Here is a 15,159-nt window from a genome sequence, read left to right on the forward strand (position 1 = left end):
CCTCTTAATCAATCTGTGTCACAGGAATGGCGTCTAGCTGCCACTTCCACGTTTGCTTGGTCTGTGCAACCGGGATCATATCAATACAATCGACCGGGCAGGGCTCGACACACAGATCGCAGCCTGTGCACTCGTCGATGAGCACGGTGTGCATTTGTCTGGTTGCACCAACGATAGCATCCACGGGGCAAGCTTGAATGCATTTGGTACAGCCAATACATTCGTCTTCACGAATGTAAGCCACCTTCTTGACCGGCTCTGCGTCTTCTCCGCCAGCCAGTGGCTTTGCTTCTACGCCCATTAAGTCCGCCAGTTTTTTCACTGTTGCTTCACCGCCGGGAGGGCATTTATTTACGTCATCGCCATTCGCAATCGCTTCAGCGTAGGGTCGACAGCCGGGATAGCCACACTGGCCGCATTGAGTTTGTGGCAGAATGGCGTCTATCTGTTCAACAATTGGGTTGCTTTCAACTCGGTATTTCACTGCGGCATAGCCAAGCACAATACCAAAAATAAGCGCCAGCGCACCCAGCGCAAGTAATGCGTAAAGTAATGTCATATCTAAAACTTAACCAATCCAGAAAAGCCCATAAACGCAAGCGACATAAGTCCTGCGGTGATCATTGCTATCGATGCACCTTTAAACGGTGTCGGCACGTCAGCGACGGCTAAACGCTCACGCAAAGCGGCAAATAGCACCAAAACCATAGAAAAGCCAACCGCAGCGCCAAAACCATAGACTGCAGACTCTAAAAAGGTGTGGTCTTTTTTGATATTAAGTAGTGCGACGCCTAGTACAGCGCAGTTGGTGGTGATCAAAGGTAAGAAAATTCCCAGTAACCGATATAAGGTTGGACTGGTTTTACGCACCACCATTTCCGTAAATTGTACAACTACCGCGATTACCAAAATAAAGCTCATCGTTCTTAAAAAAGTGAGGTCGAGAGGCAATAAAATATACTGATTGACCAAGTAGCTGGTGACTGAGGCTAGCGTAAGAACAAAGGTGGTCGCTAACGACATTCCCACTGCGGTATCCAATTTTCCAGATACCCCCATAAATGGACATAAGCCCAAAAATTGGACTAAAACGAAGTTATTCACCAGCACTGTGCCAATGAGCAACAAAATGTATTCGGTCATTCCTGCCTCTATAACTTATTCACTTTATGCGGGTTTTCCCGTCAAATCGAGGTGATAGTTAACTGTATTAAAGAACTTACTAGGTGCAAGTTTTGACTGGATTTAATTCTGCTAAAAATACTTTTTAGTAGAATTAAACCGATAGCACCGTTCCGCTTTGAATTTTTTAAGTGAAAACATGTGCCTTGCTATCATTTAAGCTAGCCTCTCAAATAGTGTGAGGCTGTAGCTTGTCATGTAATGCTGACAGTTTTCATTCAGTTATTAGCAAGTAATCCTAATTCAGAGTTTGCTTATCAGGCTAAATATATGAGCTTTTAGCAATAAAATCATGGTGATAGAGTGATGTTTATTGCTAGATCTTGGATTACCGCTAGCGCCGAAATAATCTTCAAGCTTATCTTTGTGAACTTCTTAGATCGCACGGATAAATTTGAATGATAATTCCTGCCAATAGTAACACAGATTGTAACTGGTGTGGCAAATGATAGTGTACGAAAGTCAGCGCAATGGCTGCGGGAAAGGGAAGGGCAAACCAGTTGCCCTTGGCACTTTCGTTGAACTTGGATATAGGGAAGGATTATCCAAGCTCAGGTTTCCTAAATTTCTTTTGGTTTTTCGATGTAATAGCCTTGTACACCGTCCAAACAGAGCGTCTCGACTATATGTTTCTCTTCTTGGCTCTCGATACCTTCGGCAAATACATTGACACCGATGCGGTGCGCAAGGTCAACCATTAAACGCATAAAATATTGATTATTCTTGTCTTCTTCAAGACCACGAGTATAGCTTGCATCCATTTTGATATAGTCAGGCTTTAAGTCTCTAAAGAACTTAAACGACGTCAAACCCACGCCAAAACGCTCAACGGTGATACGAGCGCCGGCACGATGAACCATATCAATAAAGCGCTTACTGGCTTTAATATTCTGCTGTAAGCCAAACTCGCTCACTTCAAATACCAGTTTAGAGGCTAAATTGGTTTCTTTTAACAAACGGCGTTCTAACCAGATCACAAATTGATCATTATGAGCACTCGATGCGGTAACGTTGATCCCAAAATACTTTTCATTAAAGTTACGCGTTTTGATAAGTTCTAGCGAGGTGTCGATGATCAGCTGATCAATCTCAATGGCCATTTCTAGCTTTTCCGCCATGGCAAGGAAGGACGCAGTTGGTAGCATTTGTCCTTCTTCGGTTTTGAAGCGGGATTGGATCTCTGCATAGGCCTTAGAGTTTTTACCAATTGGCATGATATTTTGCATCATCAAGCTAACACGCTTGCTGTTGATCACATCGCGGATCACGCGACGCCAGTTTTGATTGCCAAATCCAGCACTGACATTATTCACTAAGTCAGACTCACGTTGAATATGCCAAGCATTGGCTTGTTTGCTTTGCGCCATGCTCATCGCATTATCGACGACCGAGAGTAGTTCTCCAAGTGGTTTACCGTTCTCATAAGGCACGATCCCAGTGTTTGCAACCGATGATAGTTCTTGGTTTTGCTGGAACTGAGTAAAGCGGGCTTGCAGTGTTTCACCAAACTCTTCCGCTTCCTTACTTGGCACATTGGGTAATATCACTGCAAAATCCGAGCTATTTAAACGGAACACCTGGCTGCCAGCATAAGTGCCGGTGACGTGCTTGATGATATCCGATACTGACTTAATGTATTCATCGCCTTTTTGATAGCCGCGGGTTTGGTTAATGACCTGCAATTCAGAGCAACGGATCATCGCCAGTGAGCCAAATGCCTTTTTGGCAGACGACTCGATATATTGCTCGTAGTACTCAACAAACATATTACGATTGCCAAGATCAGTAACCACATCTTTATACGCTTCTTGCTTGATAGAGTGGGCGGCATTTTTGATGTCTTCTTGCTTTGACTTTAAAAAGCTGGCTAAGCGTTTAAAAGAGGGGATTAAATCTTGGCCGAGTTCTGCAACTTTGCCATCGTTAAAGTCAAAATCAATATTGTCGGTAACTTGATTTTGCGTGATATATGAATCTACCGCATTGGCCACTGTCATACTAACGTTGCGATTCAGCTTTTTATACACGCCTTGCATAAAGAAAACAGGAATAAAGGCAACTAACGCTGAAATAATGATAAGTAGCAGTAGGGCTTGTTGTAGTAATTGTGCCTGACTTTGTGCATTGATCAAGAATTCGATTTTGATGTCTTTGCTATCGTTAACAGCAAATTGGGGGCGAATCGCATTGATATTTGATTCTATGAGTTCGGCGATAAAGGGGAGGTTGCTCGGTGTATTGACTTGCAAAACGGTTTGACCGTCAAAGTCTCGTACAATAAAAGTTGAGAAAACATCTCCGCTATTTAAGGCTTGGCGGATATGTTCAGGAGTAACTTCAGTGAGTTTCTTATCCTTTATATACTCTGTCACCATGGTATGGGCACTTTGTTGTGCTTTGTTGATTGCAGAGTCAAAACTTGTTGCGAAAAAAAAGCTACCAATCAAGGAGAATAATAGCCAAGAGGTGACTTGGAGTACGATAAGTTTTTTAAAACCAGCCATAGTACGCTTCTTAAAGAGGGTTATTCCATAGTATCGGGTGCATTGCCAATTTCTTTATCAAATTCATCGGTTTGATTTTTGTCTGGTCGATAAATTACAGAGAAGGTTGTTATTTGAGCAAATGCAGTGAGAATATTGCTTGTAGAGTAGTGTAAATGCAGGAAAAAGTCTAATGCTTTCGTGGAATTGGCTCCCCCTCCCCGACTCGAACGGGGGACCTGCGGATTAACAGTCCGTCGCTCTAACCAACTGAGCTAAGGGGGAACAATTTGGAACTTTGGGAATGCTCTTTTTGAGCAATATCTTATTGATTGGCTCCCCCTCCCCGACTCGAACGGGGGACCTGCGGATTAACAGTCCGTCGCTCTAACCAACTGAGCTAAGGGGGAACTACAATAAGATTTTGACTTTCCGGTAAAGGAGTGGCTCCCCCTCCCCGACTCGAACGGGGGACCTGCGGATTAACAGTCCGTCGCTCTAACCAACTGAGCTAAGGGGGAATAGTCAAGTGTGAGAATTTGGCTCCCCCTCCCCGACTCGAACGGGGGACCTGCGGATTAACAGTCCGTCGCTCTAACCAACTGAGCTAAGGGGGAAGCGTATCTCTCAACGGGGCGAAATATTAATGACGACATTGCAAGGTGTCAACCACTAAAATCACAGAAACGTAAAAAACTCTACTAAGCGATGAATTAATGCGCTATTTGTTGGCTTTTTAGCTAGTTTTGGATTCTTGATATAGGGCCTGTTGACCTTTGCTGTTCTATTTTGGCTACCCTGAGTGGGTTTTGATCGCAGCGCTCGACTTGCCGCCTAGTAATTTAAGCGAAAGTTGAGCAATACGTAATTTATCCATTGTTCATATAATGACTCTTAGTGAGTTTTGATTTCAATATGCCTACATGATGAAAATCTGCAAAACATGAAAGATAGGGCTGTTGTATAAAATTCCTAAATCATCGTATAGGGGATGTCGAATAAAATTAACATATACAGCATTTACTGTTTATCTATACAGTGATATATTTTGTTTAATGTATTTTTTGAACGTTTTGTTTGAATTATATCCCTAACTGCTCATTTTATGATGTTTTCTTGAGATCTTTAAATCATTGCAATTATCACGTGAATGAGATCAATGAGCATAAATAGTGTGGTATTGATAATCTCTATTTAAACGCGGCGTGACAAACAGTAAGTAGTTACTATCATTAAAATGAGAATCAATGATTTAATAAAAAGTTTAATTAAAACAGTTGGATATGTGTTCCTTGTTATTTTTAGTCGTTAGATGCTTTTTACTTCCAGAAGCAAGGTTAGCCTAGAGATCTAAATTGATCCAGTTGTTGTTTTAAGAATGATCACACTAAACACGCCATTGATCAAAATTACTCCAAGCTGAAAACCTTTATTCTATTGGCTTGGAGCGACTTATCCACGGAATCTGTGGATAACATTGTTTATTATTATTTGAGAAGTATTGCAAGACTATGAAATTAGGGCGCTGCAGCCGTTTCAAGTAAAATTCGATAAATATTTAATTTTAATAATATCAATGGTTTATATTTGGTTGGTTATTTTTGTTTATTTGTTGTTCAGTGTGAAGCTTTTATGAACTTTTTACCATTTTGGCTGTGCAAAAAACATGCTACTTTGCAAGCTGGATTGTAACTTTTTTGTCAAAACATACTGAATCGTTATTTTTAACACTAAACCTCAATCCTGTAGCGTAATACAAGCTTTTTATAGGTAACTGTTGCTAATTTAGACTTTATAACGACTCTTAACGTTTACCGCATAGCGTCAACATCTTGAATAGCATACAATGAGCCGCTTAAAGTATCAGAAATAGGTTGTTATGACTCAAGCTAAGTCAAATTCCAATGGCAACGATATCCTTTTTGGTGATATTGGGGCGACTTTAAAGCGAATGACGATCCCCATGATATTCGGGATGATCACGCTGATGATGTTTAATCTCGTTGATACTTTCTTTATTAGTATGCTTGGCACCGAGCCGCTCGCGGCAATCAGCTTCACCTTTCCTGTTACCTTTACTGTAATTAGCTTAGCCATCGGGTTAGGTATTGGAACATCCGCCGTTATCGCGAAAGCTTTAGGTAGCAATTTGCTCGATGAAGCTAAATTTGATGCCGCAGTAGCTATTATTATCTCTGCGATATTCGTTTCATTACTTTCTATTCTCGGTTTCATTTTTGTCGATGAGATCTTTATTCTCCTCGGTGCTGGTGAAGCGGTTATGCCATTTATCCACGACTATATGTCGGTGTGGTTCATTGGTTCGATTTTATTGATAACGCCGATGATTGGTAATTCAGTGCTGCGCGCCAGTGGTGATACCAAAACGCCAAGCTTAGTTATGGGACTCGGGGGATTAGTAAATGCGGTGCTGGACCCGATATTAATCTTCGGATTTGGGCCTATTGATGCAATGGGTGTAAAAGGGGCAGCAGTGGCCAGTGTGTTGTCTTGGAGTCTAGGGGTAACTATCATTTTATATTTACTGATAGTTAAAAAGCGTCTTATCTCACTGTCTGCAAAATACACCAGCTTCACAAACGCGGCGAAAAAAATTCTCACCATTGGCCTGCCTGCAGCTGGCGCAAATATGCTAACGCCGTTAGCAATGGCGGTAATGACCGCACTTATAGCCAGTTATGGACCTGAAGCTGTGGCCGCATTTGGTGTTGGAAGTCGTATTGAGTCAATCGCAAGTCTGGTGGTTTTAGCGCTTTCTATGACCTTGCCTCCCTTTGTAAGTCAAAACTTTGGTGCAAAGCACTATCAGCGTGTGTCTGATGCCTATACTCAAACACTTAAATTTGTGCTCGGTTTTCAATTTGCGGTCTACTTATTACTGGTATTGAGCGCTTACTATATCAGTCATACTTTTGGTAATGAGCCTGCTGTTGTTGAAACCATACAGCTATTTATTTATATCATGCCGCTTGGATACGGTCTTCAAGGCGTGATCATATTAACTAATTCATCATTTAATGCGTTGCATAAACCGATGAATGCGCTCATTCTAAGTGTGATCCGACTGTTCATATTTTATGTACCTATTGCTTATATAGGCTCACAGTTGGCTGGGTTGCCAGGGCTATTTGCAGGCGCTGCTTTGGGGAATTTATTTACCGCAGCCATTGCTTACAATTGGTTTAAGAAAGTGATTAATGAAATTGCAGCAAGCGAGGTTCAAAAGGAGGCGTAATGGAAGATAAGTTTCAGCTAGTTTCTGAGTTTCAGCCAAACGGAGATCAACCAACAGCGATTGCTCAGCTGTGCGATGGTTTAGAATCAGGCCTTGCACATCAAACCTTGCTGGGGGCTACGGGAACGGGTAAAACCTTTACCATGGCTAATATCATTAATAACCTTAACCGCCCGACAATTATTATGGCGCATAACAAAACGCTGGCAGCGCAACTGTATGGCGAAATGAAAGAGTTCTTTCCTCATAATGCAGTTGAGTATTTCGTCTCTTATTACGACTATTATCAACCCGAAGCCTATGTCGTTGCCAGCGACACTTTTATTGAGAAAGACGCGTCTATCAACGACCATATAGAGCAAATGCGTTTATCCGCGACCAAAGCGTTGCTTGAGCGCAGAGACACTATCATCGTCGCCTCTGTTTCAGCGATTTACGGTCTTGGCGATCCCGACTCTTACATGAAAATGATGCTATTACTGAAAGTCGGTGAAACCATTGATCAGCGCGACATGTTAAGGCGCTTGGCTGAACTACAATATACGCGTAATGATATGGATTTTAGTCGTGGTACCTACCGAGTTCGCGGTGAAGTTATTGATATTTTTCCTGCGGAATCGGAAACCATCGCGGTACGGGTTGAGATGTTTGACGATGAAATAGAGCGGATCAGTTTATTTGACCCCTTGACTGGTGCCGTTGAAAAACACCTAGTACGCGCGACTATTTATCCAAAAACTCACTATGTAACGCCAAGAGAAAAGATCCTTGATGCCATTGAGCGCATTAAGGTGGAACTCAAAGAGCGTCGTAATCAATTATTGGATAAAAATCGCTTAGTCGAAGAGCAGCGCATCGCTCAACGTACACAGTACGACATTGAAATGATGACCGAGCTTGGCTATTGCTCTGGTATTGAAAATTACAGTCGATATTTATCGGGACGCGCACCAGGCGAGCCACCACCAACTTTGTTAGATTACTTGCCGGATGATGCGCTTATGATCATCGACGAGTCTCACGTTACCGTTTCGCAGGTTGGTGCAATGTACAAAGGCGATCGCAGTCGTAAAGAAAACTTAGTTGAATATGGTTTCAGATTACCGTCTGCGCTAGATAATAGACCACTAAAGTTTGAAGAGTTCGAAGCGATTTCGCCACAGACCATTTATGTTTCGGCGACACCCGGTGATTATGAATTGAATAAATCAGCGGGTGATGTTGCTGAGCAAGTGATCCGCCCAACAGGGCTGTTAGATCCAGAAGTAGAAGTGCGTCCAGTTGCAACTCAAGTTGACGATTTGCTCTCTGAGATCTACAAACGGGTGGAAGTGAATGAGCGTGTGCTGGTTACTACGCTAACAAAACGCATGTCAGAAGATCTGACCGATTATCTTAACGATCATAACGTTAAGGTGCGTTACTTACACTCTGACATCGATACCGTTGAGCGTATGGAGATCATTCGAGACCTACGCAAAGGCGTTTTTGATGTACTAGTCGGCATCAACTTGTTACGAGAGGGCTTGGATATGCCTGAGGTTTCATTGGTTGCCATACTTGATGCAGATAAAGAAGGCTTCTTACGCTCGACGCGCTCTCTTATTCAGACAATTGGCCGCGCGGCACGTCACTTACATGGTAAAGCTATTTTATATGGTGATAGGGTGACCAACTCGATGCGCCAAGCTATAGATGAAACGCAAAGACGTAGAGAAAAGCAAGAGGCGTATAATGAGGCTAATGGCATTACACCAACGGCGCTCAATAAGAAGATCACGGATGTAATGGATCTCGGTGAGGAAGTGGCTGATGACAAAGTGGTTGATATCGATGCCAAATTTAAACCAGGTATGCCTGCAATGGATGCGAAAGAGATCGCCAAAGAAATAGACCGACTTGAAGCACAAATGATGAAGTTTGCTAAAGAGCTTGAGTTTGAAAAAGCAGCTCAAGCGCGCGATCAAGTTCAGATCTTACAAAAGCGTTTGATTAAAGCCTAGGGCTAAAACGTCGGCTTTAAAGAGTAAAAAGCATGTGTGGTAGAGCACATGCTTTTTTATTGGTTGGGGAGGTCGCTTTAGAAGCGGTAGCTGACACCTAGAGATAGGCTCGATGTATCCAAATCACCCATATCAAGATACTTGTAGCCAAGGTTAACTGCCATACCGTTATCCCAGTCATATTGCCAACCGGCTTCAGCGACAAAGCCGATACCATCGTCGGTAATTAATTTAGTGCGGCCACGAGTGATTTCGTAATCGTAATAGTTTGCACCTAATTTGCCATAAAAGTAGCTGTTGTCGGAAATTTGATAGTAGCCTTTTGCAGCAACGACAAAGTTATCAAATTCTAAGTTATTAGCACCAAGACCAAACAAAGTTTTGTTATTTTGTGTGCAGGTAAACTTGCGATCATTTTCGTCTTCACACTTCCAATCATCTAAGTCTTCACCGCTGTTATAACCTAATTCAAGTGCCAAAATTGGCGTAAAGTGATAGTTATAATAGAGGTAAGCTTGGCCTACACCATCACCATCTTTACTTGAGCTTTTATAAGAAGCGCCACCGCCAGAGATGTCTAAACCAACGCGATGCGTCTCGTTATTTTGTTCTGCAAAAGACGATAAACTTGTTGTGAGTAATGCAAGAGATAAAAGCGCTTTAATTTTCATAATCAATGTCCGTTGTGGTTAACTTGAGGACAGTATAAATAGAGGGGGTGTCAAGGTCTGTTGGGGGGCTGTCATAAAGTGTAAGAAGGCGTCGAATTTGGTTCTTATTATTTTACAAATATAAATAACCTGAGCTGCGGATAATTAATGCCTTTCTAGCAGCCAGTTTTAGCGCTAACTGCGTTGAATTCACTTCCAATAGCCAGCTATTGGTGCGTAAATTCGCCTTGCCTACAGGATGTAGGTACCTTAGCGAGAGCAGGACGCGGAAGCGGTGTTTTCCCTAAAACTCTCTGGCTAGACAAGGAGAAAACTAAGTTGTGCTTTAGCAACAATGAGTTGGAACATTTCTTATCCAAACCTCAGGTTAAATAGTTGCACTTGCTAAGTGCTTTTAGCTGTCTTAGGTTTTGCAATGAACGTTTGGTATTTTAGTATGGTCGTCAATGTCAAAATCGCAGCAATAAGCCCACTCCATATGTGATGCATGATCAAATGACTTGCAATGAACATAGGCACGTCTTGCCAACCATCAATTAACAAAAGTTTACTCACTAGCAGCGAGTAACCGAGCAGGTGCGCGAAGAGAACAAACTTAAAGGATTTAATAAATTTGCTTTTTGCATTGACTGGCAGGGCTGGGAGGTTGAGGCGTAACGCGACGATAAAGGCTACCGAGAGCACAATACTGACTACTCCTAACCCGAGTAATGAGGTTTTTATCAACACCATGGAGTAGATAAAAGCAAGTAACATGAGCCTGCCTAACAATTACGGAAAACGCAGTTTATATACGCTTAGGTTTTGAGTCTATTCGAATTATTCTAAGGATTAGGTAGTGATTTTCTGAGTGATCGCTCTATACTAAAAGCCGATTTTATCAATAGTTTGTAAACCGATGTAACATTGCCCTATATTTTCGCGGCATGTTTCGCTATAAATGCAATGTTATGTCGTAGTAAATTCGAATAAAACAATAATTATTATAGTAATTAAGACCAAGTTGGGAACTAGGGAAATGAAATTCGCTTTTAAGGATTTTTTGTTTGATAGCAAAGAGCTAAAGCTTTATAAAGACGACAGAAAGCTAAATTTAAAACAAAAACCTGCTCAGATATTGGAGCTATTTTTATCCGCTCCTCAAACTATCCACAGTAAAGAAGACATCTTAGAGAAAGTATGGCCAGATCGAAAAGTCACAGATCAGGTCGTATTTCAAAATATTGGCCATTTACGTGCCTTGTTCGGCGATGATGCCATCAAAACCTTTTCACGAAAAGGATATCAATGGCAGATCCCTTGTACGGCTTTTGAAGGGACCGCGGAAGCTCAGGCTTCATCGCAGGCTTCACCTCAAACAGCGACCAATGAGTCGACCAAAGTGGATGTACAACCGGAGGAGGACGAGGCTGTAGTGACTGAATCGCCTTCTGAAGTGCTCGAAAGACCAGAATCTATTGGTCGCAAACTGCCTATGTTTGGGCTTGCGGGTGCACTTGTGTTGCTAGCCTTGGGTATCTACTTTACGTTATCGTGAGTCAAATTTACTTGAGTTGAGGTTGTGTCATGTTGCAAACGTTGTATATCACAGGTGCAGGGGTGAGTGCCGAAAGTGGTATTCCAACTTTTCGGGGAGAGGATGGCTTTTGGACGATAGGTTCGGCTAATTACACTCCTCAAGAAATGGCAACGCGCGCAATGTATAAATCGCAACCGGCAGAATTCTTAAAATGGTATTACCATCGTTTTGTGACTTATCGTAATCACGGCCCCAATCAAGTTCATCAATGGCTTAGTGATAAAAATGTGATCACGCAAAATATTGACGGTTTAGATGGTAAAGCGGGTAATAACCACTTTATTGCGATCCATGGACGTGTTGATCAGGTAACACCCTTTCATACCCAAGGTGAGCCCACGGAGTGCTTTACTGCCCCTTGGGATGAGGTAGATGAAAGTCGATTAGCTGAGTCGTTGTTAGCACTTTTCAAGATTGCTCGACGAGGGCCTGAAAAAAGCGTGTCACTTAAGCCATATGTATTGTTATTCGACGAATACTACACCGATCTGTATCGTATTAGCGAAGCACAGTCACGAATGTATGCCGCGGATCGAATGATTTTTATGGGCACTTCCTTTAGTGTCAATATCACTCAAATGGCCTTGGAAATAGCAAGGCACAAAGCAATTCCGATAGAAGTGGTTGACCCAAATCCTGCGCACTTACTTTACGAGCAAGTCACCTATCACCGCATGACGGCAAGTGAATACATCGCCAGTTTGCCAACCTCTTAATTTAAAACCTGAGGAAAGTTAGCCTGCATTGCTTTGATAGTAAGTGGCTAGCAGAAATTGTTTATATTCACTGAGCCGGTGTTGTTGTAGGAGGTGTGATTCAATCACTTTGGCGTTGTGGTTTTCCACTGCGCTTGTATGTCGCCTTTCGATTTCCATCAAGCCAAGTAAAGCGCTTAATTCTTGAATACTCAGTGGCGCAGTATGGCTATTAAAAGCTAAGTAGCATTCTAGAGGTGTTAACTTTTTTGCGTTTCTTTGACTCAGTGCATTTTGAAGTAGCTCTTTGCTTTCAAAGTGCAATAAGGTTCTAAGATAATTTAGACCGTTATCTTTCGCGGGCATTTGCGATAAAAGAATATGTAGTATGTTATTTCCTTGCGGGTTAAGGTTATTGATTTGCTCAGCTTGGATCAAAGGTGTTGAGAAAAAGGCAAACTTCTCCAAGGAGTTAATCGCAGCTATCATCGCTTCTGGAAAGCATGCTGCTTGTAAGCAAATACTCGCTATATCTTGATAGTGGCCATAGAGTGCAGTGTTACTCTGCGCACTTTGAAAAAGAAACTTGAGAACTTCAATCTGCTCGTCTTTAGGAGCGTGTGCGTACACGGCTTTTATTTTTTCTATATCCGCGCTTTTTAACGCTAGCAAAAACTGAGTTAGACTATTATTCAACATACATAGAACCACAATTTATTATTTAATGCTCACGCAATATGATAGCCTATTCCCCTGCTGTTTTGCTCAATTTATAACGATAATAACGATAATAACGAAGAGACGATAACGTGTTGCACTTTAAGATAATACTGCTTACTTGTTGCCTACTATTAAGCCCGCTAGTTCATGCTAATGAGCGTTTATATGATGCTTTTATAAAAGAAATTCAGCAACAAGAAACACGTGATAGCGCGCTTCAAAAAGTCGACCAAGTATTAGAGTCAGGCTTAACGCCGGAGGAAATTGCTGACGTTCACCATAAGACCACGGTTGCATTAAAAAACGGTTTCCAGCTCGAAGAAGCACATAAATGGGTGGAGCGTTTCAAACAGGTACTACTCTCGCATCATTTACCCGAATATGAAGCTAAATACTCTTTAACATATGGTGATCTGATGCTAAAAGAGGGGAAGTTTAGCGACGCGATTAGTTATTTAAACCTAGCCGTATCTCAGCTATCTGCGCTTGATATGCATCGATTGTTAAGCCACGCTTATCGCTTTCGGGCTGCTGCTTACAAAAGCAATGGCAGTTATAAAGACTCGATAGAGAGTTATGAACTCTCAATTGAAGTGGCAAAGAAGTATGAACTCCCAGATTTGCAAGTGTCTGCGATCACTCAGTTAGCAGATGTTTACTCGGATCTTTCATTACCGGACAAGGCACTTGAATTACTGCAGCAATCGATAGCTGTACTAAAAAGCCAAAATCAGGAAAATACGGTTTTACTTGGACAAGTTTACTATAACCTAGGTGGTGCACATCAAGTGATTGGCGACCATGAAAAGTCGCTTGAAGCCTATCAAACCGCATATGACTATGACATTAAAGCGGGCAATGTCGTTTATTCAGCTTACACGTTGATCCGCATTGGTCGTGAACAAATGAAACTCAGCCAATATGACAATGCACAAGCGTCATTTGAAAAAGCATTTAAGATTTTTGAGGAGAATGAGCACACCAGAAATCAGGGCTGGGCGCTGAGCAATTTGGCTGAAGTTAAATTAAAAGCAAATGAAAAAGCTCAGGCTAAAGAGTATGTTGAACAGGCGTTAGAGTTAATTGATCCGGTACAAAGTAAAGTGCTTTATCAAGAGACGATGACTACCTATGCGCAAATTGTTTTACCTGAACGAGCTGATTTTTTTATTCAAAGTATGGAGCAAATTATTGCTCAAGATGAGGTTTATCTTGGCCTCAAGGAAACCGCATTACGAGTGTTAAAGGACGCCTATAGCGCGAAAGGTGACTTTGAGTCTGCGCTTAATTATCACTTGCAATATGCGGAATCTAAGGTTTCTCAGCTTGAAAAAGAAGCCAGTCAAAAAGCCTTGGCTTATCAGATGGATACCGAGTACCAGAAAAATCAATATGAGCTACAAAGTCTAAAAACACAGCGTGATGTAGAACTGGCCGAACAGCGCGTAGAACAAATAGTAACGGCAGCAGTGGTGGGAGTTTTGGTCGTTCTACTGAGCGCGTTCTTATTACTTGCGAGAAACAAACGTCGCGCGCTGGAACTCGAGAAGCAGCTTCTCAACAAAACTTTGGATTTAAAGCAGCAACTACTTGCAGATATTTCTCATGAATTAAGAACACCGCTTACCGTACTTAAGCTGCATATTGAATCTCTGGAACATAATTTGGTGGAAAATCCAAAGCAGAGCTACAAAGTGCTTAACCGCCGTCTCGATACTCTTAACACATTAATTAAAGATATCTATGAACTCGCGCAGGCAGATACTGGCAGCCTTAACTTGGCGTTAGAGCGTGTCAATGCCAAACAAGCGTTTATTGGTCTTGTTGAAGATATTGATGACTTTGTGACGGATGAAGGGCTTGAGTTTAATGCCAATATAGAATTACCAGATGAACTGGAAATCGATATTGATGTAACTAGATTTGCTCAGGTATTCAATAACTTGGCTCGTAATAGTGTGAATTATACCGACAAGCCGGGAGAAGTCTGTGTGGATATTAGCTATCAAAGCCAGCAGATCCAATGTGTTATTGAAGATTCAAGCCCAGGCGTGGGCGATGAAGCTTTAGGGAGATTGTTTGAACGTTTGTTCCGCTGTGATAAATCACGTAGCCGAGATCTTGGTGGCTCCGGCTTAGGTTTATCTATTTGTCAAAAACTGGTTGAATTGCACGGTGGCAGCATTGCCGTTGCGCATAGCGAATTAGGTGGGTTGAAAGTGAGTGTTATTATACCTTGTGAGTAATAACACAAACCTGCTTTTAGCTGAGGTAATATATTCAGTGCGATTTCACATTGTGATATAGCAAAAGCTCGCCGCGTAAAGCGGCTCTGGCCAGAGTTATATATTGCATGTAGGAGCGATTTTACATCGCGATATGGTAAAAAATCGCCGCGTAAAGTGGCTCTGGCCAGAGTTATATATTGCATGTAGGAGCGATTTTACATCGCGATATGACACAAAAAAGCTCGCCGCGTAAAGCGGCTCCCACCAAAGGTTATATATCGCGTGTAGGAGCGATTTCACATCGCGATATGGCACAAAAGCTCGCCGCATAAAGCGGCTCCT

11 protein-coding genes and 4 tRNA genes are annotated in these 15,159 nt (G+C 42.1%); 5 read left to right on the top strand and 10 right to left on the bottom strand.

Annotation, left to right across the window (positions count from 1 at the left end; all coding sequences use genetic code 11):
- Positions 1-4 precede the first annotated feature (4 nt).
- The 7 genes from rsxB to GSF04_RS08950 form a co-directional block, all read right to left on the bottom strand.
- On the bottom strand, positions 5-559 hold the full coding sequence (gene rsxB, locus GSF04_RS08920) for an electron transport complex subunit RsxB (protein ID WP_010370380.1): 555 nt from the start codon (positions 557-559) through the stop codon (positions 5-7).
- Between the two features lie 2 nt (positions 560-561).
- Complete coding sequence (rsxA, locus tag GSF04_RS08925) at positions 562-1,143, bottom strand: electron transport complex subunit RsxA (RefSeq protein ID WP_010370383.1); 582 nt, start codon at positions 1,141-1,143, stop codon at positions 562-564.
- A 599-nt stretch (positions 1,144-1,742) separates the two neighbouring features.
- Complete coding sequence (locus GSF04_RS08930; protein WP_211859321.1) at positions 1,743-3,686, bottom strand: GGDEF domain-containing protein; 1,944 nt, start codon at positions 3,684-3,686, stop codon at positions 1,743-1,745.
- A gap of 187 nt (positions 3,687-3,873) precedes the next feature.
- Positions 3,874-3,950, bottom strand: a tRNA-Asn gene (locus tag GSF04_RS08935).
- Positions 3,951-3,998: 48 nt separating this feature from the next.
- A tRNA-Asn gene (locus tag GSF04_RS08940) sits at positions 3,999-4,075 on the bottom strand.
- Positions 4,076-4,109: 34 nt separating this feature from the next.
- Positions 4,110-4,186 (bottom strand) — tRNA-Asn (locus GSF04_RS08945).
- 19 nt (positions 4,187-4,205) lie between these two features.
- A tRNA-Asn gene (locus GSF04_RS08950) sits at positions 4,206-4,282 on the bottom strand.
- Between the two features lie 1,262 nt (positions 4,283-5,544).
- On the opposite strand from GSF04_RS08950, the gene GSF04_RS08955 reads away from it, so the two are divergent.
- Positions 5,545-6,921: an MATE family efflux transporter gene (locus GSF04_RS08955; protein WP_039491918.1), complete on the top strand. Its 1,377-nt coding sequence runs from the start codon at positions 5,545-5,547 to the stop codon at positions 6,919-6,921.
- Positions 6,921-8,924: an excinuclease ABC subunit UvrB gene (gene uvrB, locus GSF04_RS08960; RefSeq protein WP_039491921.1), complete on the top strand. Its 2,004-nt coding sequence runs from the start codon at positions 6,921-6,923 to the stop codon at positions 8,922-8,924. Before GSF04_RS08955 ends, uvrB begins: the two co-directional genes overlap by 1 nt.
- A gap of 77 nt (positions 8,925-9,001) precedes the next feature.
- Here the strand turns inward: uvrB and GSF04_RS08965 are convergent, their stop codons facing one another.
- Positions 9,002-9,595 carry a porin family protein gene (locus GSF04_RS08965; RefSeq protein WP_010370395.1) on the bottom strand — a complete coding sequence of 198 codons (594 nt, stop codon included), beginning with the start codon at positions 9,593-9,595 and terminating at the stop codon, positions 9,002-9,004.
- A 384-nt stretch (positions 9,596-9,979) separates the two neighbouring features.
- Positions 9,980-10,351, bottom strand: a complete 372-nt coding sequence (locus tag GSF04_RS08970) for a hypothetical protein (protein WP_039491923.1) — start codon at positions 10,349-10,351, stop codon at positions 9,980-9,982.
- 262 nt (positions 10,352-10,613) lie between these two features.
- Between GSF04_RS08970 and GSF04_RS08975 the strand changes: the two genes are divergently transcribed.
- Positions 10,614-11,132, top strand: a complete 519-nt coding sequence (locus GSF04_RS08975; RefSeq protein ID WP_130126788.1) for a winged helix-turn-helix domain-containing protein — start codon at positions 10,614-10,616, stop codon at positions 11,130-11,132.
- A 29-nt stretch (positions 11,133-11,161) separates the two neighbouring features.
- Positions 11,162-11,890 (top strand): Sir2 family NAD-dependent protein deacetylase, encoded by a 729-nt coding sequence (locus GSF04_RS08980; protein ID WP_211859322.1) that lies wholly within the window; start codon positions 11,162-11,164, stop codon positions 11,888-11,890.
- Positions 11,891-11,908: 18 nt separating this feature from the next.
- Here the strand turns inward: GSF04_RS08980 and GSF04_RS08985 are convergent, their stop codons facing one another.
- Complete coding sequence (locus GSF04_RS08985; RefSeq protein ID WP_211859323.1) at positions 11,909-12,568, bottom strand: hypothetical protein; 660 nt, start codon at positions 12,566-12,568, stop codon at positions 11,909-11,911.
- 110 nt (positions 12,569-12,678) lie between these two features.
- Here GSF04_RS08985 and GSF04_RS08990 point away from each other — a divergent pair, with 110 nt between their 5' ends.
- Positions 12,679-14,835 (top strand): tetratricopeptide repeat protein, encoded by a 2,157-nt coding sequence (locus tag GSF04_RS08990; protein ID WP_211859324.1) that lies wholly within the window; start codon positions 12,679-12,681, stop codon positions 14,833-14,835.
- Positions 14,836-15,159 lie beyond the last annotated feature (324 nt).

It is taken from the genome of Pseudoalteromonas sp. A22, assembly GCF_018141345.1.
GTDB classification, from domain to species: domain Bacteria; phylum Pseudomonadota; class Gammaproteobacteria; order Enterobacterales; family Alteromonadaceae; genus Pseudoalteromonas; species Pseudoalteromonas maricaloris.

Coding starts and splice junctions, on each gene's coding strand:
- GSF04_RS08975 (WP_130126788.1), top strand. CDS start 10,614: ATGAAATTCGCTTTTAAGGATTTTTTGTTTGATAGCAAAGAGCTAAAG.
- rsxB (WP_010370380.1), bottom strand. CDS start 559: ATGACATTACTTTACGCATTACTTGCGCTGGGTGCGCTGGCGCTTATT.
- GSF04_RS08965 (WP_010370395.1), bottom strand. CDS start 9,595: ATGAAAATTAAAGCGCTTTTATCTCTTGCATTACTCACAACAAGTTTA.
- GSF04_RS08970 (WP_039491923.1), bottom strand. CDS start 10,351: ATGTTACTTGCTTTTATCTACTCCATGGTGTTGATAAAAACCTCATTA.
- GSF04_RS08985 (WP_211859323.1), bottom strand. CDS start 12,568: ATGTTGAATAATAGTCTAACTCAGTTTTTGCTAGCGTTAAAAAGCGCG.
- GSF04_RS08980 (WP_211859322.1), top strand. CDS start 11,162: ATGTTGCAAACGTTGTATATCACAGGTGCAGGGGTGAGTGCCGAAAGT.
- GSF04_RS08930 (WP_211859321.1), bottom strand. CDS start 3,686: ATGGCTGGTTTTAAAAAACTTATCGTACTCCAAGTCACCTCTTGGCTA.
- uvrB (WP_039491921.1), top strand. CDS start 6,921: ATGGAAGATAAGTTTCAGCTAGTTTCTGAGTTTCAGCCAAACGGAGAT.
- GSF04_RS08955 (WP_039491918.1), top strand. CDS start 5,545: ATGACTCAAGCTAAGTCAAATTCCAATGGCAACGATATCCTTTTTGGT.
- rsxA (WP_010370383.1), bottom strand. CDS start 1,143: ATGACCGAATACATTTTGTTGCTCATTGGCACAGTGCTGGTGAATAAC.